We start from the raw sequence: 16,037 nt of genomic DNA, 5'->3' as shown, positions 1-16,037 counted from the left end.
GGTCATCCAGTCAAGCGTAATTGACTGTAGCTCAGACTGCCTGAAACTATCGACCCCGAAATCTTTGCAGCCAAGTCCCACTCCAAAACAATGGAGACTCAGCAGATTGAATTGTAACGCGATACGAAGCAGATTTTTGGCGAGAGGGGTTAGGGTTTGGAGATGAGAAGGGAGGAACCGATTTTGAGATTTTGGGTTTTGGATTTTGGGGCGCATCGGGGAGCTTGCCCTCATGCTCTAACCGCCTATCACGCCTGCCTAAAGTTCTCCCCGAATTTCCTCCACAATGCCGTCCCGCAGCAGCACCTCGATCTGCATTTTGCGGATCAGGTTATCGCCCATCTCGACGCGACAGAAGCCTTCCACCAGCCCTTCGCTGACTTCTTGATCCATGTCCAAAAGCTGCACCTGCTGAAGTTGCAGCAACACCTGGTTGCGACGCTCCAGGATTTCGCTTTTGCGCTGGTTGACCTGGAGTTGGAAGTTGTTCATTTGCTGGGCGATCGCCGGATCGTCAGGGCGAATAATTTGCTTTCGCATTTCCGCCATCATGCGCTGCTCTTGGGTTTCAAGCTGCTGCTTTTGCTCATCAAGCTGGTCGATTTGGAGTTGCAACTGCTGCTGTTTCTCTTCTTTCCAGCGGGGGGTGACCACAGCCTTGACGTTCACAGCGCGTTTGAGGAGCAAGTAGGATTGGGAGGGGTCCATGAGGAAGTTGAAATCGTCCATTGAATAAAGGTTTGAAGTGTTTGTGCCACGATCTGGTGCAACACTCTGGCGATCGCCCTCACGCCGCCCCCGAACCATACAACATGCGGGAACGGCCTCAGGCAAACATCGATTCGATCATACTGCTATAGCGTTCCATCACAACGTTGCGGCGCACTTTTAGCGTCTGGGTCAGCAGCCCATTGTCCACCGTAAACGGCTCGCTGAGGATGCGGAACGGCCCAATCCGCTCATCCGGGCGGAAGCCTGGTCGATTTTGCACTGCCTGGGTCAATTCTTGACGAATCAAGTCCTGCACGGGTTTCGACTCCAGGTTGATTGTGCCGTCTGCATTTCGCACCGCCTCACCCTGAGTCGCTGCCCAGGATTCCAGCGTTTCCAGATTGGGCACCACCAGCGCCCCAATCATCCGCTGATCCTGTCCCACCAACATCACCTGGTCAATATACACGCTGCGGATGATGGCGTTTTCGATGGGCTGCGGCTCGATGTTTTCGCCATTCGTGAGAACAATCGTGTCCTTGGCGCGGCCGGTAATAATCAGGTCGCCCCACTGCGTCATCCAGCCCAGGTCGCCTGTGTCAAACCAGCCATCTGGGTCGATGGCCTTGCGGGTAGCTTCGGGGTTCTTGTAATAGCCCTGCATCACCTGGGGACCGCGAATCAGGATCAAGCCCTGCTGTCCCTGGGGCAAATCCTGGCGAGTTTCCGGGTTGACGATGCGCGTCTCGGTGTAGGGTAGCGCCTGTCCATCGGCTCCGCGCAGATTATGCCGGACGCGGCGGACATGGGTAATGGGCGAGGTTTCCGTCAGTCCATAGCCGCCCAAAATTTGAATACCCGCCATTTCAAAAAAGTCTTCCAGATGCTCGGCAATGGAGCCGCCGCCGCTGACGACGAACTTGATCTGGCCGCCGATGCCGTCGCGCACCTTTTGGAACACCAGCCGATCCGCCAGCAGGTAGACCGGAGAGGTGATTGCCACTGCGCCCATGGCCTTTAGCTTATCTAGGGGCGAGGGGTTGAGGTTGTCCAGGTTTAGCCCTTGCAGGGTGCGGTTCGCCTTGACGTAGCGATCGCTCTGTTTGAGCAAGAAATTCACCAGCTTTTGCTTTTTCTCTGGCTGGTCACGGAACTGTTTCTGGATGCCTTCGTAAATCGACTCCCACAGGCGCGGCACGCCCACCATAAACTGTGGACGAAACTCCTTCAGGTCTTTTTTGACAAACCGAATGTTGGTGTAGATCTGCGTGCAGCCGTGGGCAAAGATGAAGTACTCAAACGTGCGCTCGTAGCAGTGCCAGATCGGAAGAATGCTAAGGACGCGATCGCCCGGTTGCGGTTCGACCACCGTCGCCGCGCCTTCGACCTGCGACAGCAAGTTGCCATGACTCAGCATCACGCCCTTGGGCACGCCAGAAGTTCCTGAGGTATACATCAGCGTGGCTAGTGTGTCACGGGTGCGCTGGGTGGGCGGCTGCACGGCACGGTCTTTGCCCATCTCTAGCACCTGCAAAAAGTTGAGAATCTTTAGCCCCGGCGCGTCCAGCGTTTCGTCCGTCAGCAGGATCACCGTTTGCAGCGGCAGGTCGTCCAGGCTGGGCGAGACTTTCTTCAGCGTGGCGGCATCTTCGGTAATCAGCGCCACGGCTTCGCTGTTTTCAAGAATGAACCGCAGTTCGCCTGGGTCTGCCTGGGAGCCGCGCACCGCGTCGATTGCCCCAGATGTCATGATGCCCTGATCGGCAATCAGCCAGCGGGGACGGTTGTCGGAAAACAAGGCGACGCGATCGCCCTCCTGAATGCCCAGCGCCTGCAACCCTGCGGCAAATTGCAATATCTGCTGATATAGCTCGGCGTAGGTCAGCTTGATCTCCGGCGTGCTGTGAGGATCATGCACAGCAGTTAGATTGGCAATCTCCGGTCGCTGGGCGCAGCGGGCAAACAATTCGGGAACCGCTTGCATCTGGCTAAAGGGCGATTTGCTCAGTGGGGCAGCAGTAGACACGGCAGCAGTCATAGGAGTTCTCTCAGCGCTAGACGGCTCAACAAAAACGCTCTAAAAACGCCCAGTGGGGTGCTTTCTGGCGTTTTGTTTCTGGCTCTAGTGTATGCAGCATCGTGCCATGCGACACCCTCCCCCCGGCCACTCGCGCCAAAATTGCCAACTGTCCGCCTGCCTGCTCCCCAACCCCTGCCTTGCTTTCAGGTGAATCTTGTGCCGATCTTTAAGATTGGTAAGTTCACGCGCTAGAATTGGCGGTTGGGACTCTTTTACAAGAGTTATGGTTAGGGGTTTTAGCTTTCCTCAGTTCTTAGCCCTAATTTTCATCAACACTGCAAAGTTTTCATCGAAAGTCGAATTCCGTCAAAGCCCCGCACGGTTTAGAGTAACTGCCCAATTCTTGGCTGCTCGTTCTTAAGCGATCTGTACAACTCTTAGATTAAGGATTAATCAGGACAAACCCATGCCCAAAGCAACTTGGAACGGAGCCGTGCTAGCCGAGAGCGATCGCTGCGTGGTGGTTGAAGGCAACCAATACTTCCCACCCGATGCCATCCAGTCTGAATACTTTCAGCCCAGCGACACCCACACGACCTGCCCTTGGAAAGGCGTTGCCAGCTACTACAACATCGTGGTCGATGGCCAGATCAACAAAGATGCCGCCTGGTATTATCCAGCGCCGAAGGATGCCGCTAAGGAAATTGCAGGACATGTCGCCTTTTGGCGCGGCGTGAAGGTCGAAGTTTAAGTCGAAGCTTAAAATGCGGGCAACCTAAAGTCGAACATCCCAGTCATAAAGTTCTGATTGCATGGGTTTGTCTCGACCAGCCTAGTAGTCAGAATCGGGGAATCAAACCGCTGATAGACTGACTTTTGAGACAGCCGCAGATGAATTCACTGCATGAGAAGAATGTAAGTACCGTAATGCAAGTACAAACCCCGCCCGATCAATCCATTCCTCCCATCTTGGGAACCCTGCCCGACATTGAGGTTCCTGGTGAAACCGTTCCCCGGCGGGCGCGGGTGCAGCTTGACTTACTGCTGCTGGCGATCGAAGCGCTAGATCTGGGTGGCTCGGAGGCGCTGCTGATTACCGCTAGCGATCTAAATCTGCAAAGCATCGTGAAAAATCGCGTCGGGCTGTGGCGACTCCGCAGCGCCAACCCGCTGCGACGCTATGGCAGCCAGCGCAAAACCATGACGCAAGCCGAGGGCAAGGCGATGGTTCTGGTAATTTGCAACCTAGCACGGCGGCTGACGGGCGTGATTCGGCAGCTGCTGTTGGCGCATCAGCAATTGAGCGATCGCAACCTTTCGGTAGAGCATCACTTCCGCTTATCAGAATACCTGGAGCGCTTTCGGGCGCACTTTCGCGCTCGCATGAACCCGCGCCGCGCCGCTGTGCTGCTCTACGACACCGACGAAAAGCTGAATGACCTGGCGCTGGGGCTGCTGCGTCAGCTTCTCTTCTGCACGGGCACAGCCGGCCCCCAGCGACTTTGGACGAGCTTGTTTGATGGAGAAGTGGCATGACGATTCAGCGGCAATATACCCTGCCCAACTGCAAGCTGGTGATTGAAGGGCTAAGCGACGGAGCGACTGCAACAGCGCCGCGTCCCGTCGTCTCGATGGTGACCAATGCCGAGTGCCACTTTGCCGGACAGCCAAAACCAATTAGCGGCGGCCGGGCGTTTTTGGAAGATCTGGCGATCACAGCCAGCAACTATGCCCAGGGCATTCTCAGCGGCGTGCCCCATCCCCACACCCAACCAGGACAAGGGGAATTGGTGTCGCTGGAGCGAGTCGAGCCGGATTTGCATCGGCTGACGGTTAAGCCGGATTCGTTTGTGGGTGAGGCAAATGGCGGTGGGTCGTCGGCTCCGGTGCAGATTGATTTGCGGACGGTGCAGCTTTTTGACCTAGTGGAAGCGATTGACCAGTTTTTGGCCGATAGTCAGACCTTGCCAGAGTTTGCCCTCCAGCTTGCGCCTGTGTCGCGTCGCTATGCGGTGACCCATGAACCCATGACCAAGCAGGTCGTGCCCGCTGCGATTGGGCTGGCGGGCTTGGCGGCGGCGGCAGCGGCACTGTTCTTCTTGCCTATCCCAGAGCGTCGCCCCGAAGCTGCTGAGGATGCAGCCACGCCCGCACCCTTGGTTAGCCCTGCGTCTCCCGCAGCCAGCCCGCCGACGGATTCGCCCACGCCGCTGGCTTCGCCCGTCCCGGTCGAAAGCCCTAGCCCAGTTCAGAGTCCAGATACTACCATTTCGGACAGCGCCAGTGCTGCAAGTCCTAGCCCCGCTGCTAGCCCTGAAAATGCTTCTCCGGAGACGGTTGGCTCAGTAGGCGAAGCTCTGGTCAATGCGAATGAGATTACCGAGCCAGAGCAACTGGATCGACTCAAGACCCAACTGCGCGATCGCCTCGATGATGCCTGGTCACAGCGACCTACCTTTACCGAAGATTTGGTCTATCAAGTCTCGGTGGCAGAGAACGGCGACATCTTGGGTTTCCGCTATATGAACAATGCCGCCGTGCAAAACGCCAACCAAACGCCGCTGCCTGACCTGCAATATCAGCAGACCGATCGCTCCGCAGAACCCAACGCCCTCTTTCGCGTGGTGTTTACGCCGGGGGGCGTGGTGCAGGTAAGCCCCTGGCACGGAATGCCACCCGAATAGTTCAAAGACTCTTCGCAGGGCGGATTCAGGAACTCTGGCACCTGACCCCTGCCCCCTTGGAGTCTAATCCCTAACTACAGCTTGGGCTTCATGTAGACGATTGCGCTGCGCCAGATCACCGTTTGCTGATCGTAGTGATCGACTACGCAGACACAGTGCGGGTCTTGCCACCGCATTTTGCCCGTGATCAGGTCGTTGGTAATGAGTTTGAGTTCTACTTCGCGCTCTTCGCGGATTAGGGTTTGGATCTGACGGACGCTGGGCAGACCAGTTTCTAGTTCAATACTCATAGGATTTGGGGATCTTGGGGTTTTGGATTTTGGATTTTGGATTCTGGATTTTGGGCGATTCAGAGGTGATGGTAGGTTCCCTTTAGTTTAAGAGATGCCCCGCATCGATGGTGGGGAGTCCGGCTGGATGCTGCGCGATCGCCCGCTGCGATCGCCCGCTGCGATATTCAGAATGCCCACTGCGACCCTATGATGATTCAAGCAAGATACTCGAAACATCTTCCCGCAGCATTGAGTTTTGGTTAGACCCCTTTGACACACCGCTATGGCGATCGCATTTACGAAATATCACGGACTGGGTAACGACTTTATTCTGGTAGACAATCGGCAGCAGGCAGAGCCGTGCATCACCCCAGAGCAAGCAGTGGACTGGTGCGATCGCCACTTTGGCATCGGCGCAGACGGCGTAATCTTCGCGCTGCCGGGGCAAAACGGCACCGACTACACCATGCGAATTTTCAACTCCGATGGATCGGAGCCGGAGATGTGTGGCAATGGCATCCGCTGTCTGGCCCGCTTTATTGCCGACCTGGAAGCCGCCGAAACCGGATCGCCGCGCCCAGTCTACAAAATTCACACGCTAGCGGGACTGATCACGCCGCGCCTGGAAGCCGATGGGCAGATCACGGTGGATATGGGGCTGCCCCGGCTGCTGGCGGGCGAAATTCCCACGACGCTGGCCACGCCGGAGGAAAAGGTGATTAACCTGCCGCTGGAAGTCGCCGGACAGTCCTGGGCTGTGACCTGCGTCAGCATGGGCAATCCCCACTGCATCACGTTTGTAGACGATGTAGCAGCAATTCCGCTGGAGGCGATCGGGCCCCAGTTCGAGCATCATCCGGCTTTTCCCAAGCGGATCAACACCGAATTCATCCAGGTGGTGCGCCCCGACTATCTGAAGATGCGGGTGTGGGAGCGGGGTGCGGGCATTACGCTGGCCTGTGGGACGGGCGCTTGTGCGTCGCTGGTGGCGGCCGTGCTGAATGGCAAGAGCGATCGCCGTGCGACAGTGGAGCTTCCTGGTGGGCCGCTACTGATTGAGTGGTCGGAGACGGATCAGCACCTTTATATGACGGGTCCGGCGCAAAAGGTCTTCAGCGGCACGACGCTATAAATTCTCGCATTAACCTCTCGGAATCCCGATAATGCGGGCGCTGGCCTGGCTTACCAAATTTCGCAGCGATCCCTTATCCTTGAGGTTCAACCGCGTAGTGATGGTTCGGCATGAAGCTACTGTGTCTGAGCAATGGTCATGGAGAAGATGCGATCGCCCTCCGCATTCTCCGGGCCCTGCGGCATCGGGCAGACCTAGAGGGCCGTGTGGCAGATATCGTGGCGCTGCCGCTGGTGGGCGAAGGTCATGCCTATTCCCAGAGCGGCATTCCCGTGATTGGCCCAGTCAAACAGCTTCCCTCCGGCGGCTTTGTCTATATGGACGGTCGGCAGTTTGCCAAAGACCTGCGCGGCGGGCTGGTGCAGCTCACCCTCAGCCAGCTCCGCGTGGTGCGCGAGTGGGCCAAGCAAGGTGATCTGATTTTGGCGGTGGGCGACCTGGTGCCGCTGCTGTTTGCCTGGTGGAGCGGTGCGCCTTATGCCTTTGTGGGCACGGCAAAATCAGAATATTACTTGCGAGATGAAGCCGGACTCTTGCCCCGCGCCTCCTGGTTTGAGCAGCTAGAAAGCTGGTCAGGATCGGTCTATTTGCCCTGGGAGCGCTGGCTGATGGGGCGATCGCGCTGTCGGGCGGTGTTTCCTCGCGATAGCCTGACGAGCGAAGTGCTGAGCCGATGGAAGCTGCCTGTGTATGACCTGGGCAACCCGATGATGGATGACCTGGAGCCAATGGGGATTGACTTTGCGATTGCTGATGAGGCGCTGGTGGTGACGCTGCTGCCAGGGTCGCGGGTGCCCGAAGCCTATCGCAACTGGGAAACGCTGCTGGATGCGGCGCAATCGCTGGTGACGGGACTCGATCGCCCCGTGACCTTGTTGGCGGCGATCGCCCCTTATCTTGATCTGGCAATCTTGCACAAAGCGTTGCAGGCTCGCGGCTGGCAGTTGACGAACCCTGCCCCCGTACCGCCGCTGGCCTATTGCCAGGAAAAAGCGACATTGCTGCTGACGACGGCCTTTAACGGCTGCGTCAACCGGGGCGACGTGGCGATGGCGATGGCGGGCACCGCCACCGAGCAAGTTGTGGGTCTAGGCAAACCCGCGCTGATTTTTCCCGGCGAAGGACCACAGTTCACCGCCGCCTTTGCCGAAGCCCAAACCCGCCTGCTGGGGCCGTCCGTGATTTTGGTGGAACAGCCAGAGCAATCGGCCAAAGTCGTGCGATCGCTCCTGCAAGACCCCGATCGCCTGCAACTAATCGCCGAAAACGGCCGCCGCCGCATGGGAGCGCCTGGTGCGAGCGATCGCATTGCTGCCTGTCTGTTGAGTCAGGAGCTAGGTATTGGGAGACCGGGGTGATTTTGGATTTTGGATTGGCGATTTTGGATTGTATAGACTTCCGACCCCAAATCTAAAATCCCAAATCTAAAATCTCTAAATTTCCAGCTCAATCACTACCGGACAATGGTCAGACGCTTTGGGGTAGCTGCTGCCCACGCCGTTGAAGCGCTGGACTGCGGTGCGTTCGGCTCGTTTGGGCAGACCGCGCCGCTCGATGTAGGGAAGCGCCTGGGGATTGGCTTCGGCGAGCGATCGCGACAGCAGGATGTAATCCAACTGGTGATATTCCTCGCCCCGCGAAAAGAAATGCGTCCAGCGCTGATCAGGACGCAGCCGTTCGATCACGTTCTCCAGCCAGGGCTGGCTGAGCAGCGGCTCCAGCCCCAGCGACGGCAGGTAGTCGTTAAAATCGCCCAAAATCACCCAGGTTGCCGCGCCCGGATCGGCCCCAAACCGCTCATGCAAAATCTGCACAACGCGCTGGGTCTGGATCTTGCGGATATGCATGGTTTCCTCGCGCCCCTCATGCATGGATTTGAAATGATTAACAAACACCGTCAGCGGTTTGCCGTCGGGCAGTTCGAGGTCTACTTCCAAGCAGTCGCGGGAAAAGATCAGGTGGCCGCTGGGAGCGCGATCGAACTGGTGCGTGCGGATGTGGCGAAAGGGATAGCGGCTGAGCAAGCCCACGTCAATCAATCGGCGATCGTTGCCGTCGATGACCAGCTTGTAGGGATAGTCGGGCATCAGCGGACGAAACTGGCGCACAAACTGCTTCAGCGTGTCCATACTCTCGACTTCTTGCAGTCCGAGAATATCTGCTCGCAGCGCACCGATGGCTTCCGCCGTGATCCGATCTTTCCCTTCCGAAAACGGAATGCACTGCGTCACGCTGGCAGTCCACTTTTCGGGAAGCTCGTCGTAGGGCAGGTCTTCCTTAAACTGAAACCGGGCAAACAGGTTTTCAGCATTGAACGTACCGATGCGGACGCGCATAAGCCAGGCCAGAGCGACAACCCTGAAACCATTGCAGCGTCGGGGCGACGCAACAACGTGTCCCTATCATATCGACATAATATCGACTGATAGGAGCCGCCGCAGATCACGTCCAACACCTGTGGATAAAATCTCGATGATTAGTTCCCAAGATCAGTTCCAAGCGACCTGATCTCGGTTTCCTCGGTTTTCCCGCTCGTCCCGCCTCAATCGCCTAGGAGTGCCTGAAACTCTGGACTATGGCGCACATTGTCAAAGCTGGTATCCGTCTGCGCCATCACGCGGTAGAGATTGGGGCTGAGAACCACGGCGCGATGCAGATTTCTCAGGGTGCGCTCCAGATCGCCCTGGAGGCTGCGGGCGCAGGCTTTGCCATACCAGGCTTCGGGATTGTCGTCTTTGCATCGCAGCGATTGATCAAAACTGGCGATCGCCTCTTCAAACCGCTCCAGCTTGACCAAGACAATGCCGCGATAGCTCCAGGCATAGTGGCAGGTGGGCTTAATGGTGACCGCTTTCTCCAGGCTGGTCAGCGCTTCCTCGTAGCGGCGCAGTGCCCCCAGCGCCAGCCCCCGGTTATACCAGGCGCGGTAGTTGTTGGGGCGCAGTTCCACCACTTTGTCAAAACTGGCGATCGCCTCTCGATAGCGATACAGCCGATTTTGGGCGTAGCCCCGGTTGTACCAGGCCTTGGCATCGGCGGGGTCAAACTTCACCGCTTTGTCAAAACTGGCGATCGCCTCTTCGTAGCGCTCCAGCCGGGCCAGCGCAATGCCCTTGCCGTGCCAGGCCAGCGCGTTTTTGGGCTTGAGCTTTAGTGCCCGCTCAAAGCTGGCGATCGCCTCTTCGTCGTATTCCAGCGCGTGTAGCGCAAAGCCTCGCTTCATCCAGGCTTCGGGATGATCGGGCTGCTGTTGCAATAAACGATCAAACCGAGCGACCGCACCCTCATACCGGCCAACCCCGTAGAGCGCCATGCCCTGGTCAAGCCAGGTGTTTAAATCTTGCGTGTGCTCTTGAGCCTGATCTGGAATCTCTGGGTCTTGCACTCGGTCTTGAATATGATCAGCTTGATTAACTTGATCCTGCGTCTGACTCATAGCACCACTCAGTCATCGCGCCATCCGGCGGAGAAGCGAATGAAACAGCACAAACCCTGCTTTCTCTAAGGTAATCGAGAATGCAGAATTAGCCATTTATCAACATCCCGTGAGATGGGCGTTTAGTTTCCCGGAGCGTTTCATTCATAATGATGAAGTCCCAATCTCGCCATGCACCCTTCTGAAAGCTAGTATGCCCAGGTTGAATAGGGTTTCATAGCGGGAAATTACGTGAAACGACGGGTGGATATGGCGGATTTTCGGATAGAGCGCGACTCAATGGGAGAAAAGCAGATTCCCAACGCGGTGTATTACGGTATTCAAACCCTGCGGGCGGTCGAAAATTTCCCTATTAGCGGGCTAAAGCCATTGCCAACCTATGTCGATGCTTGCCTGCTGATTAAAAAAGCAACGGCGATCGCCAATGGAGAACTGGGCTGCATTTCTGAAGACCTCAGTCGGGCGATTGTGCAGGCAGCAGACGAGATTCTGGCGGGCAGCCTGCGCGATCAGTTTGTGGTGGATGTGTATCAGGCGGGCGCGGGCACGTCGCACCACATGAACGTGAACGAAGTGCTGGCCAATCGGGCGCTGGAAATTTTGGGCGATGAAAAGGGCAATTACAGCCGCGTCAGCCCGAATGATCACGTCAACTATGGGCAATCGACCAATGATGTGATTCCGACCGCCATTCGCATCGGCGGGCTGCTGGCGCTGGAGCGGACGCTGTATCCTGCTCTGAAGGGGGCGATCGCCGCGCTCCAGGCAAAAGCTGTGGAATACCGGGATGTCGTCAAGTCGGGTCGGACGCACCTGCAAGATGCTGTCCCCGTCCGCATGGGTGACACCTTTGGCGCGTGGGCGCAGATTTTGACGGATCATCTGGCGCGGCTCCAGTTTGCCGAAAAAGACCTGACGGTGTTGGGGTTGGGCGGCAGCGCGGCGGGCACAGGCATGAACACGCATCCCAGATATCGCTTCCGGGCGGCAGAGATTCTCTCCACGCTGATCGACAAGCCGCTCACCTCTGCCCCACATCTGATGGCGGCTATGCAGAGTATGGCTCCCTTGGTGGCAGTCTCCGGCGCAATTCGCAACCTGGCCCAAGACCTGGTGAAGATTTCCCACGACCTGCGGCTGATGGATTCTGGCCCCAAGACGGGGTTCAAGGAAATCCAGCTTCCGCCTGTGCAGCCCGGTTCCTCCATCATGCCGGGGAAATACAACCCCGTGATGGCAGAAATGATTTCCCAGGTCTGTTTTCAGGTGATGGGCTACGACGCGGCGATCGCCCTGGCCGCCCAAGCGGGCCAGCTCGAACTGAACGTGATGATGCCGATGATTGCCTACAGCCTGATCCAGAGCATTGAAATCTTGGGAAATGCGATCGCCGCCCTGACCGAAAAGGGGCTGAAGGGCATCGTGGTAAATGGCGATCGCTGTCGGCATTATGCCGAGGGCAGCCTTGCCCTGGTAACGGCGCTCAACCCGCACATCGGCTATCTCAACGCAGCGGCGGTGGCCAAAGAATCGCTAGAAACCGGAAAATCCCTGCGGCAAATCGTGCTGGAGAAAGGATTGATGAGCGAGGTAGACCTGGCGAATGTCCTCAATCTGGAGCAAATGAGCGCCATGACCCCGGCCCAAGCCGATGGGTAGCAGTGGGAATTAGCAGTGGGAAATGGACGAATTTTTAGTCTTACTAGGAAAACCCGGCGGGCGATCGCCCATCCAACGTCTTGAAACGTCTTGAGAAGATTCCTTAAAATCTTGGGCCGATTTTCCAGAAACCATCGCAATATTGAAGCATTCGCGCCTTTCGAGACGCAGATTGACCGCACACCCGCATCCCCACTACTGGAAGGTCATGGAATATCAAGAATCCCTCTACACCCAGCTCACGTTTCACTACGTCAACGGCACCAGCGAATCCTTCAACCTGTATGCCCCGATTGAAAGCGATGGCACGCACCAAACCACCCAACTCGAAGTTCGTCACCTGCTGAAAAAAGACTGGTGGATCGTCAACCTGCCAGAGCAAACCGTGTTCATCAACGTAGACAACGTGCTGAAAATGGAGATGAAACCTGCTCTGTCCCAGCTTCAGGGCGAAGATGTCTTCTCCAACGCGGAGCGCGTGACGGCTCTCAATCGTTCTCGATAGCGGGTTGAATGCGGTGATGGAGTTGCCAATATTCGACACTCTGCCGCCTTCGTCATCCCCGTCATTTCTGTTCCCCTGTCGCTTGGTTCTTCCCCTTCATGACCCTCGAACTCTACCTGATTCGTCACGGACTGGCGGGCGAACATGGAAGCTATGCCAACGATGACGAGCGCCCGCTGACCGAAGAAGGTCAGCGCAAAACCCGGCAGGTGGCCGAGCGGCTGCACAAGCTGGACATTCGGTTTGACCATGTGCTGACCAGTCCACTGGTGCGGGCACGGCAGACGGCGGAGATTCTCTGTGCTGCAGGGCTGAGTCAGTCGCTCGAAGCATCGCGCCATCTCGCGTTTGATGGGTCGCTGCTCGACTGGCTGCCCTGGTTTGACCAGTGGCGGCAAACGGGAGCCAAGACGCTGGCGCTAGTGGGGCATGAACCCTGTCTGAGTGAATGGACGGAACGCCTAGTGTGGGGCGAGGTGAAGCACCATGTCGTTTTCAAGAAGGCGGGTGTGGTGGGGCTGCTGGTGCCCCAGACGGGAAACCCTGTTGGCAATAGCCAGCTTTTTTGGCTAACGCCGCCGCGATTTTTGATTTAGCGGACTCCATCGCAGCGGGGTCTGACTAGGACTGTCGGCGGGCGATCGCCCCTTGCAGCAGCCACAGCAGCCCCAGGCTCAGCGCCCCGCTCAGCAGACCGAAGCTCACCTGCGGCTTTCCCAAAAACACGCACACCCCGCCTGCACCTGCCAGCAGAATGCCCAGCCCACGCCCCAGATTCAGCATCGTGGTGATGGTTTCTGCGGCGTGCGTGTATTTGGCGATCACGTTGCCGTCGGCGGTCAGCGGCGCAGAGGCTGCTACCAAGTGCTGGAGCGACTGATATTTCGCCAGATCTAGCTGATAATACGTGCCCAATTCGGCATCGCGCAGGCTGGGAACCGAATGCAGCCCAAAATGCTTGGCATGGGCGATCGCCGCTCGAATTTGCCGCTGCGTCGCCACGGGTCCCAGCGCCTCAAACAGAGAGGCTCGGTAGACCCCCGTTTTGCCCATGTCCAGGATTCGCTGGCTCAGTTCCGCGACCGAAAGCCGCCGGGCGATTTCAGAGCTAGCGCCATGACGAGTTGCGCTTGTTTTTTGCATAGAGCAGCCACAATTGCGAGAATCGAGTTTCTCAAGCAATCCCCAGCATAATACAAGCGAACCAAAGCCGCTGGAATCAGACGCAAACTTTTGATGGTTCCACCAAGTTAATCTTTCAACCAGGCTGATTGAAAACCCCTGTTCCAGGGTCTACTCTTCGGGGCGAGGCACCAGCAGCGTAGCGACAGAAGGCAGCAGAGCCGCAGCGCGATCGCTCGTTTCTCTGGCGATCGCCCCCCAGGCGGCGGTGACCAAGCGACCCGGCTGAAAGTCGTGTTTCACCAGTTCCCAGAGGCGCTGCACATCGTCGGTGTGGAGGCGATCGTCTTCTGTGAGGGCGAGGATGATTTCGCGGCGGAGAAAAGCGCCTTCGTCCGACATGAGGTATTGGAGACCTAGTTGGGCGGTGGGCAGCAGGTCAAAGTTGTTGTCACTGCGGGCGATCGCAATTAGGTTTTCCAGTCGCTTCCAGTTCAGCTTGCCGTCTTTGAACAAAACCTCCAGCAGGCGGCGGCGCAGGGCAGGCGTTTCCCCCTTCAGCAACCGCTGCGCCACGTAAGGATAGGCCACTTCCACAATCTTGAAATCAGGATTGAGGCTGAGAGCCAGCCCTTCCTGAGTAATCAGCGACCGGATAATCAGCGCAAACTTGGCGGGCAGTCGGAACGGATACTCATACATCAGCGCCGAAAACTCGTCGGTGACGGTTCTAAAGTTAAAGCTGCCCACGCTCGCACCGACGGCGTTTTGAAACACCGCTTGCAGCGCCGGAATAATTGGGCGGATGTCAGTATCAGGCGTGAGGAACCCCAGCTTTACAAAGTCCCGCGCCATCTCTGCATAGTCTTCGTTGATGAGATGCACGACGGAATCCACCAGCGTTTCTTTGGTGGACTGATCCAGCTGATCCATCATGCCAAAGTCGATATAGGCCATGCGCCCATCGGCCATGGCAAACAGGTTGCCAGGGTGGGGATCGGCATGGAAAAAGCCAAACTCCAACAACTGGCGCAGACCTGACGTAACCCCGATTTTGATCACAGCGTCGGGGTTAAGGTTCATGGCGCATAGCCCCGACTCGTCGTTGAGCTTGCAGCCATCGATCCACTCCAGCGTCAGCACATGCTGACTGCTGTATCGCCAGTAGATCGCAGGCACTTTGACGGTGGGATCGTCCTGAAAATTGGCGGCAAAGGCTTCGGCGTTGCGCCCTTCGTTGAGGTAGTCGATTTCCTCAAACAGCTTGGTGCCAAATTCATCCACAATCAGCGTCAGGTCGTGCCCCAGATTCAGCGGCAGGAAAGGCTCCATCCAGGTTGCAGCCCAGCGCATCAGGTACAGATCCAGCGTAATCACGGGCAGCAGGCGGGGGCGCTGCACTTTCACCGCAACTGTTTCGCCGGTGTAGAGTTTGGCTTTGTAGACCTGGCCAAGGCTGGCAGCGGCGACAGGTTCTGGTGAAATGTCTTGATAGAGTTCGGAAACCGGGCGCTCCAGTTCGGCTTCAATAATGCTGAAGGCGATGTCGTTGGGGAAGGGCGGCAGCTTGTCTTGCAGCTTCACCAGCTCATCAAGGAAATCTTTGCGGATCAGGTCAGGGCGAGTCGAAAGGGCCTGCCCTACTTTGATGAAGGTCGGGCCGAGACGGGTCAAAATGCGGCGAAGCTGGGCGGCACGCCGGAGATGGTGATCCCCCGTCTGTCCGCGCCACCGATCAATTTGCAGACCTAGGAGAAACCCGGCAAACATCCAGAGGATGGAAACGGCCCGCCAAAGGGACTGCCAGGGGCGAGTGCGGTAATGTTGGGCGATCGCCTCTGGGTCGTAGCGCCGCATCTGACTCAGTGAGTGCTGACCCAGAACATGCTGACGAGAATGCTGACTCACGCTTGCGTATCCTCTCAAACCAAAGGGGTGCGACTCAAAACCTGCCATTGCCTGCCAGCAACAGGATTTTCAGTGTGAGGTTGCCTTGGGGAAGGGGAGAACCCAACTTCCCAACGGTAGCATTCAGGCAGGTCTGGGCGGGTTTGAGATGGTTCGGGCCTAGGGTTCCCGATAGAGCTTTCAAGGCTGCTCTATTTACCATCGTATAAGAAACTACATCGAATGAAATGGCGATCGCCCATCTCAGTAAACTTTCTGAATATTTTATGCCAATACATTAAATAGAAATCATATATCCACATCGCCAAAGCCTACTATTCTAAGCACTTCACGCCACATTAAGCGATTGTTAAAACTTGCGGTGACAATGTAAATAATTCCAAAGGTATTACATATTTCTTAACAAGACTCCGAGGTGTGGGATCAACGCCTGATGGGGGCGATCGCCTTTCGTCTAAACACCATCGTTCGGGGCGATCGCCTGCTGCAGGTTGTGCCGAAACCTTAACCATTCCCTAACCCTTCTAAAACGGCTCAGCCGTAGGCTAAATCTACAGATTTTTCAAAGGTATTTGATCCAAAGCCTTA

Annotated in this window: 15 protein-coding genes; 8 read left to right on the top strand and 7 right to left on the bottom strand. The window is 56.9% G+C overall.

The annotated features are described in order from the left end of the window. Positions 1-258 precede the first annotated feature (258 nt). Both IGS16_RS05305 and IGS16_RS05300 read right to left on the bottom strand, forming a co-directional pair. On the bottom strand, positions 259-708 hold the full coding sequence (locus IGS16_RS05305) for a YlqD family protein (RefSeq protein ID WP_068516377.1): 450 nt from the start codon (positions 706-708) through the stop codon (positions 259-261). Positions 709-826: 118 nt separating this feature from the next. Further along, on the bottom strand, positions 827-2,749 hold the full coding sequence (locus IGS16_RS05300; protein WP_297083939.1) for a long-chain fatty acid--CoA ligase: 1,923 nt from the start codon (positions 2,747-2,749) through the stop codon (positions 827-829). 448 nt (positions 2,750-3,197) lie between these two features. On the opposite strand from IGS16_RS05300, the gene IGS16_RS05295 reads away from it, so the two are divergent. The 3 genes from IGS16_RS05295 (at position 3,198) to IGS16_RS05285 (ending at position 5,415) form a co-directional block, all read left to right on the top strand. Then, on the top strand, positions 3,198-3,482 hold the full coding sequence (locus tag IGS16_RS05295; RefSeq protein ID WP_297083937.1) for a DUF427 domain-containing protein: 285 nt from the start codon (positions 3,198-3,200) through the stop codon (positions 3,480-3,482). Between the two features lie 176 nt (positions 3,483-3,658). Beyond that, positions 3,659-4,267 carry a DUF3038 domain-containing protein gene (locus IGS16_RS05290; RefSeq protein ID WP_084782485.1) on the top strand — a complete coding sequence of 203 codons (609 nt, stop codon included), beginning with the start codon at positions 3,659-3,661 and terminating at the stop codon, positions 4,265-4,267. Next, positions 4,264-5,415, top strand: coding sequence for a DUF4335 domain-containing protein (locus tag IGS16_RS05285; protein ID WP_297083934.1), 1,152 nt, complete (start codon positions 4,264-4,266; stop codon positions 5,413-5,415). The genes IGS16_RS05290 and IGS16_RS05285 overlap by 4 nt, the downstream gene beginning before the upstream one ends. 74 nt (positions 5,416-5,489) lie before the next feature. Here IGS16_RS05285 and IGS16_RS05280 read toward each other — a convergent pair whose 3' ends face one another. Next, entirely contained in the window at positions 5,490-5,705 is a 216-nt protein-coding gene (locus tag IGS16_RS05280; RefSeq protein WP_068510312.1) for an RNA-binding protein hfq, read from the bottom strand. Positions 5,706-5,970: 265 nt separating this feature from the next. Here IGS16_RS05280 and dapF point away from each other — a divergent pair, with 265 nt between their 5' ends. Together dapF and IGS16_RS05270 are read left to right on the top strand one after the other, a co-directional pair. Then, a complete protein-coding gene (gene dapF / locus IGS16_RS05275) occupies positions 5,971-6,819 on the top strand; it encodes a diaminopimelate epimerase (RefSeq protein ID WP_297083931.1) in 849 nt (282 codons plus the stop codon). 110 nt (positions 6,820-6,929) lie between these two features. Continuing rightward, positions 6,930-8,177 carry a lipid-A-disaccharide synthase-related protein gene (locus IGS16_RS05270; RefSeq protein WP_297083929.1) on the top strand — a complete coding sequence of 416 codons (1,248 nt, stop codon included), beginning with the start codon at positions 6,930-6,932 and terminating at the stop codon, positions 8,175-8,177. A 75-nt stretch (positions 8,178-8,252) separates the two neighbouring features. Here the strand turns inward: IGS16_RS05270 and IGS16_RS05265 are convergent, their stop codons facing one another. Beyond that, positions 8,253-9,155 carry an endonuclease/exonuclease/phosphatase family protein gene (locus tag IGS16_RS05265; RefSeq protein ID WP_297083927.1) on the bottom strand — a complete coding sequence of 301 codons (903 nt, stop codon included), beginning with the start codon at positions 9,153-9,155 and terminating at the stop codon, positions 8,253-8,255. 206 nt (positions 9,156-9,361) lie between these two features. Beyond that, complete coding sequence (locus IGS16_RS05260; RefSeq protein WP_297083925.1) at positions 9,362-10,255, bottom strand: tetratricopeptide repeat protein; 894 nt, start codon at positions 10,253-10,255, stop codon at positions 9,362-9,364. A gap of 249 nt (positions 10,256-10,504) precedes the next feature. Between IGS16_RS05260 and IGS16_RS05255 the strand changes: the two genes are divergently transcribed. The 3 genes from IGS16_RS05255 (at position 10,505) to sixA (ending at position 13,015) form a co-directional block, all read left to right on the top strand. After that, entirely contained in the window at positions 10,505-11,914 is a 1,410-nt protein-coding gene (locus tag IGS16_RS05255; RefSeq protein WP_297084045.1) for an aspartate ammonia-lyase, read from the top strand. A 172-nt stretch (positions 11,915-12,086) separates the two neighbouring features. Beyond that, a complete protein-coding gene (locus IGS16_RS05250; protein WP_297083923.1) occupies positions 12,087-12,419 on the top strand; it encodes a hypothetical protein in 333 nt (110 codons plus the stop codon). 98 nt (positions 12,420-12,517) lie between these two features. Then, on the top strand, positions 12,518-13,015 hold the full coding sequence (sixA, locus tag IGS16_RS05245) for a phosphohistidine phosphatase SixA (RefSeq protein ID WP_297083922.1): 498 nt from the start codon (positions 12,518-12,520) through the stop codon (positions 13,013-13,015). A 25-nt stretch (positions 13,016-13,040) separates the two neighbouring features. Here sixA and IGS16_RS05240 read toward each other — a convergent pair whose 3' ends face one another. Both IGS16_RS05240 and IGS16_RS05235 read right to left on the bottom strand, forming a co-directional pair. After that, positions 13,041-13,562 (bottom strand): hypothetical protein, encoded by a 522-nt coding sequence (locus IGS16_RS05240; RefSeq protein ID WP_297083920.1) that lies wholly within the window; start codon positions 13,560-13,562, stop codon positions 13,041-13,043. Positions 13,563-13,712: 150 nt separating this feature from the next. Further along, complete coding sequence (locus tag IGS16_RS05235) at positions 13,713-15,398, bottom strand: AarF/ABC1/UbiB kinase family protein (protein ID WP_297084042.1); 1,686 nt, start codon at positions 15,396-15,398, stop codon at positions 13,713-13,715. Positions 15,399-16,037 lie beyond the last annotated feature (639 nt).

This window comes from Thermoleptolyngbya sp. C42_A2020_037 (genome assembly GCF_015272455.1).
Taxonomy (GTDB): Bacteria; Cyanobacteriota; Cyanobacteriia; order Elainellales; family Elainellaceae; genus Thermoleptolyngbya.
The sequence above is the reverse complement of the archived record's forward strand: the minus strand, read 5'-3'. Positions and strand labels throughout refer to the sequence as shown.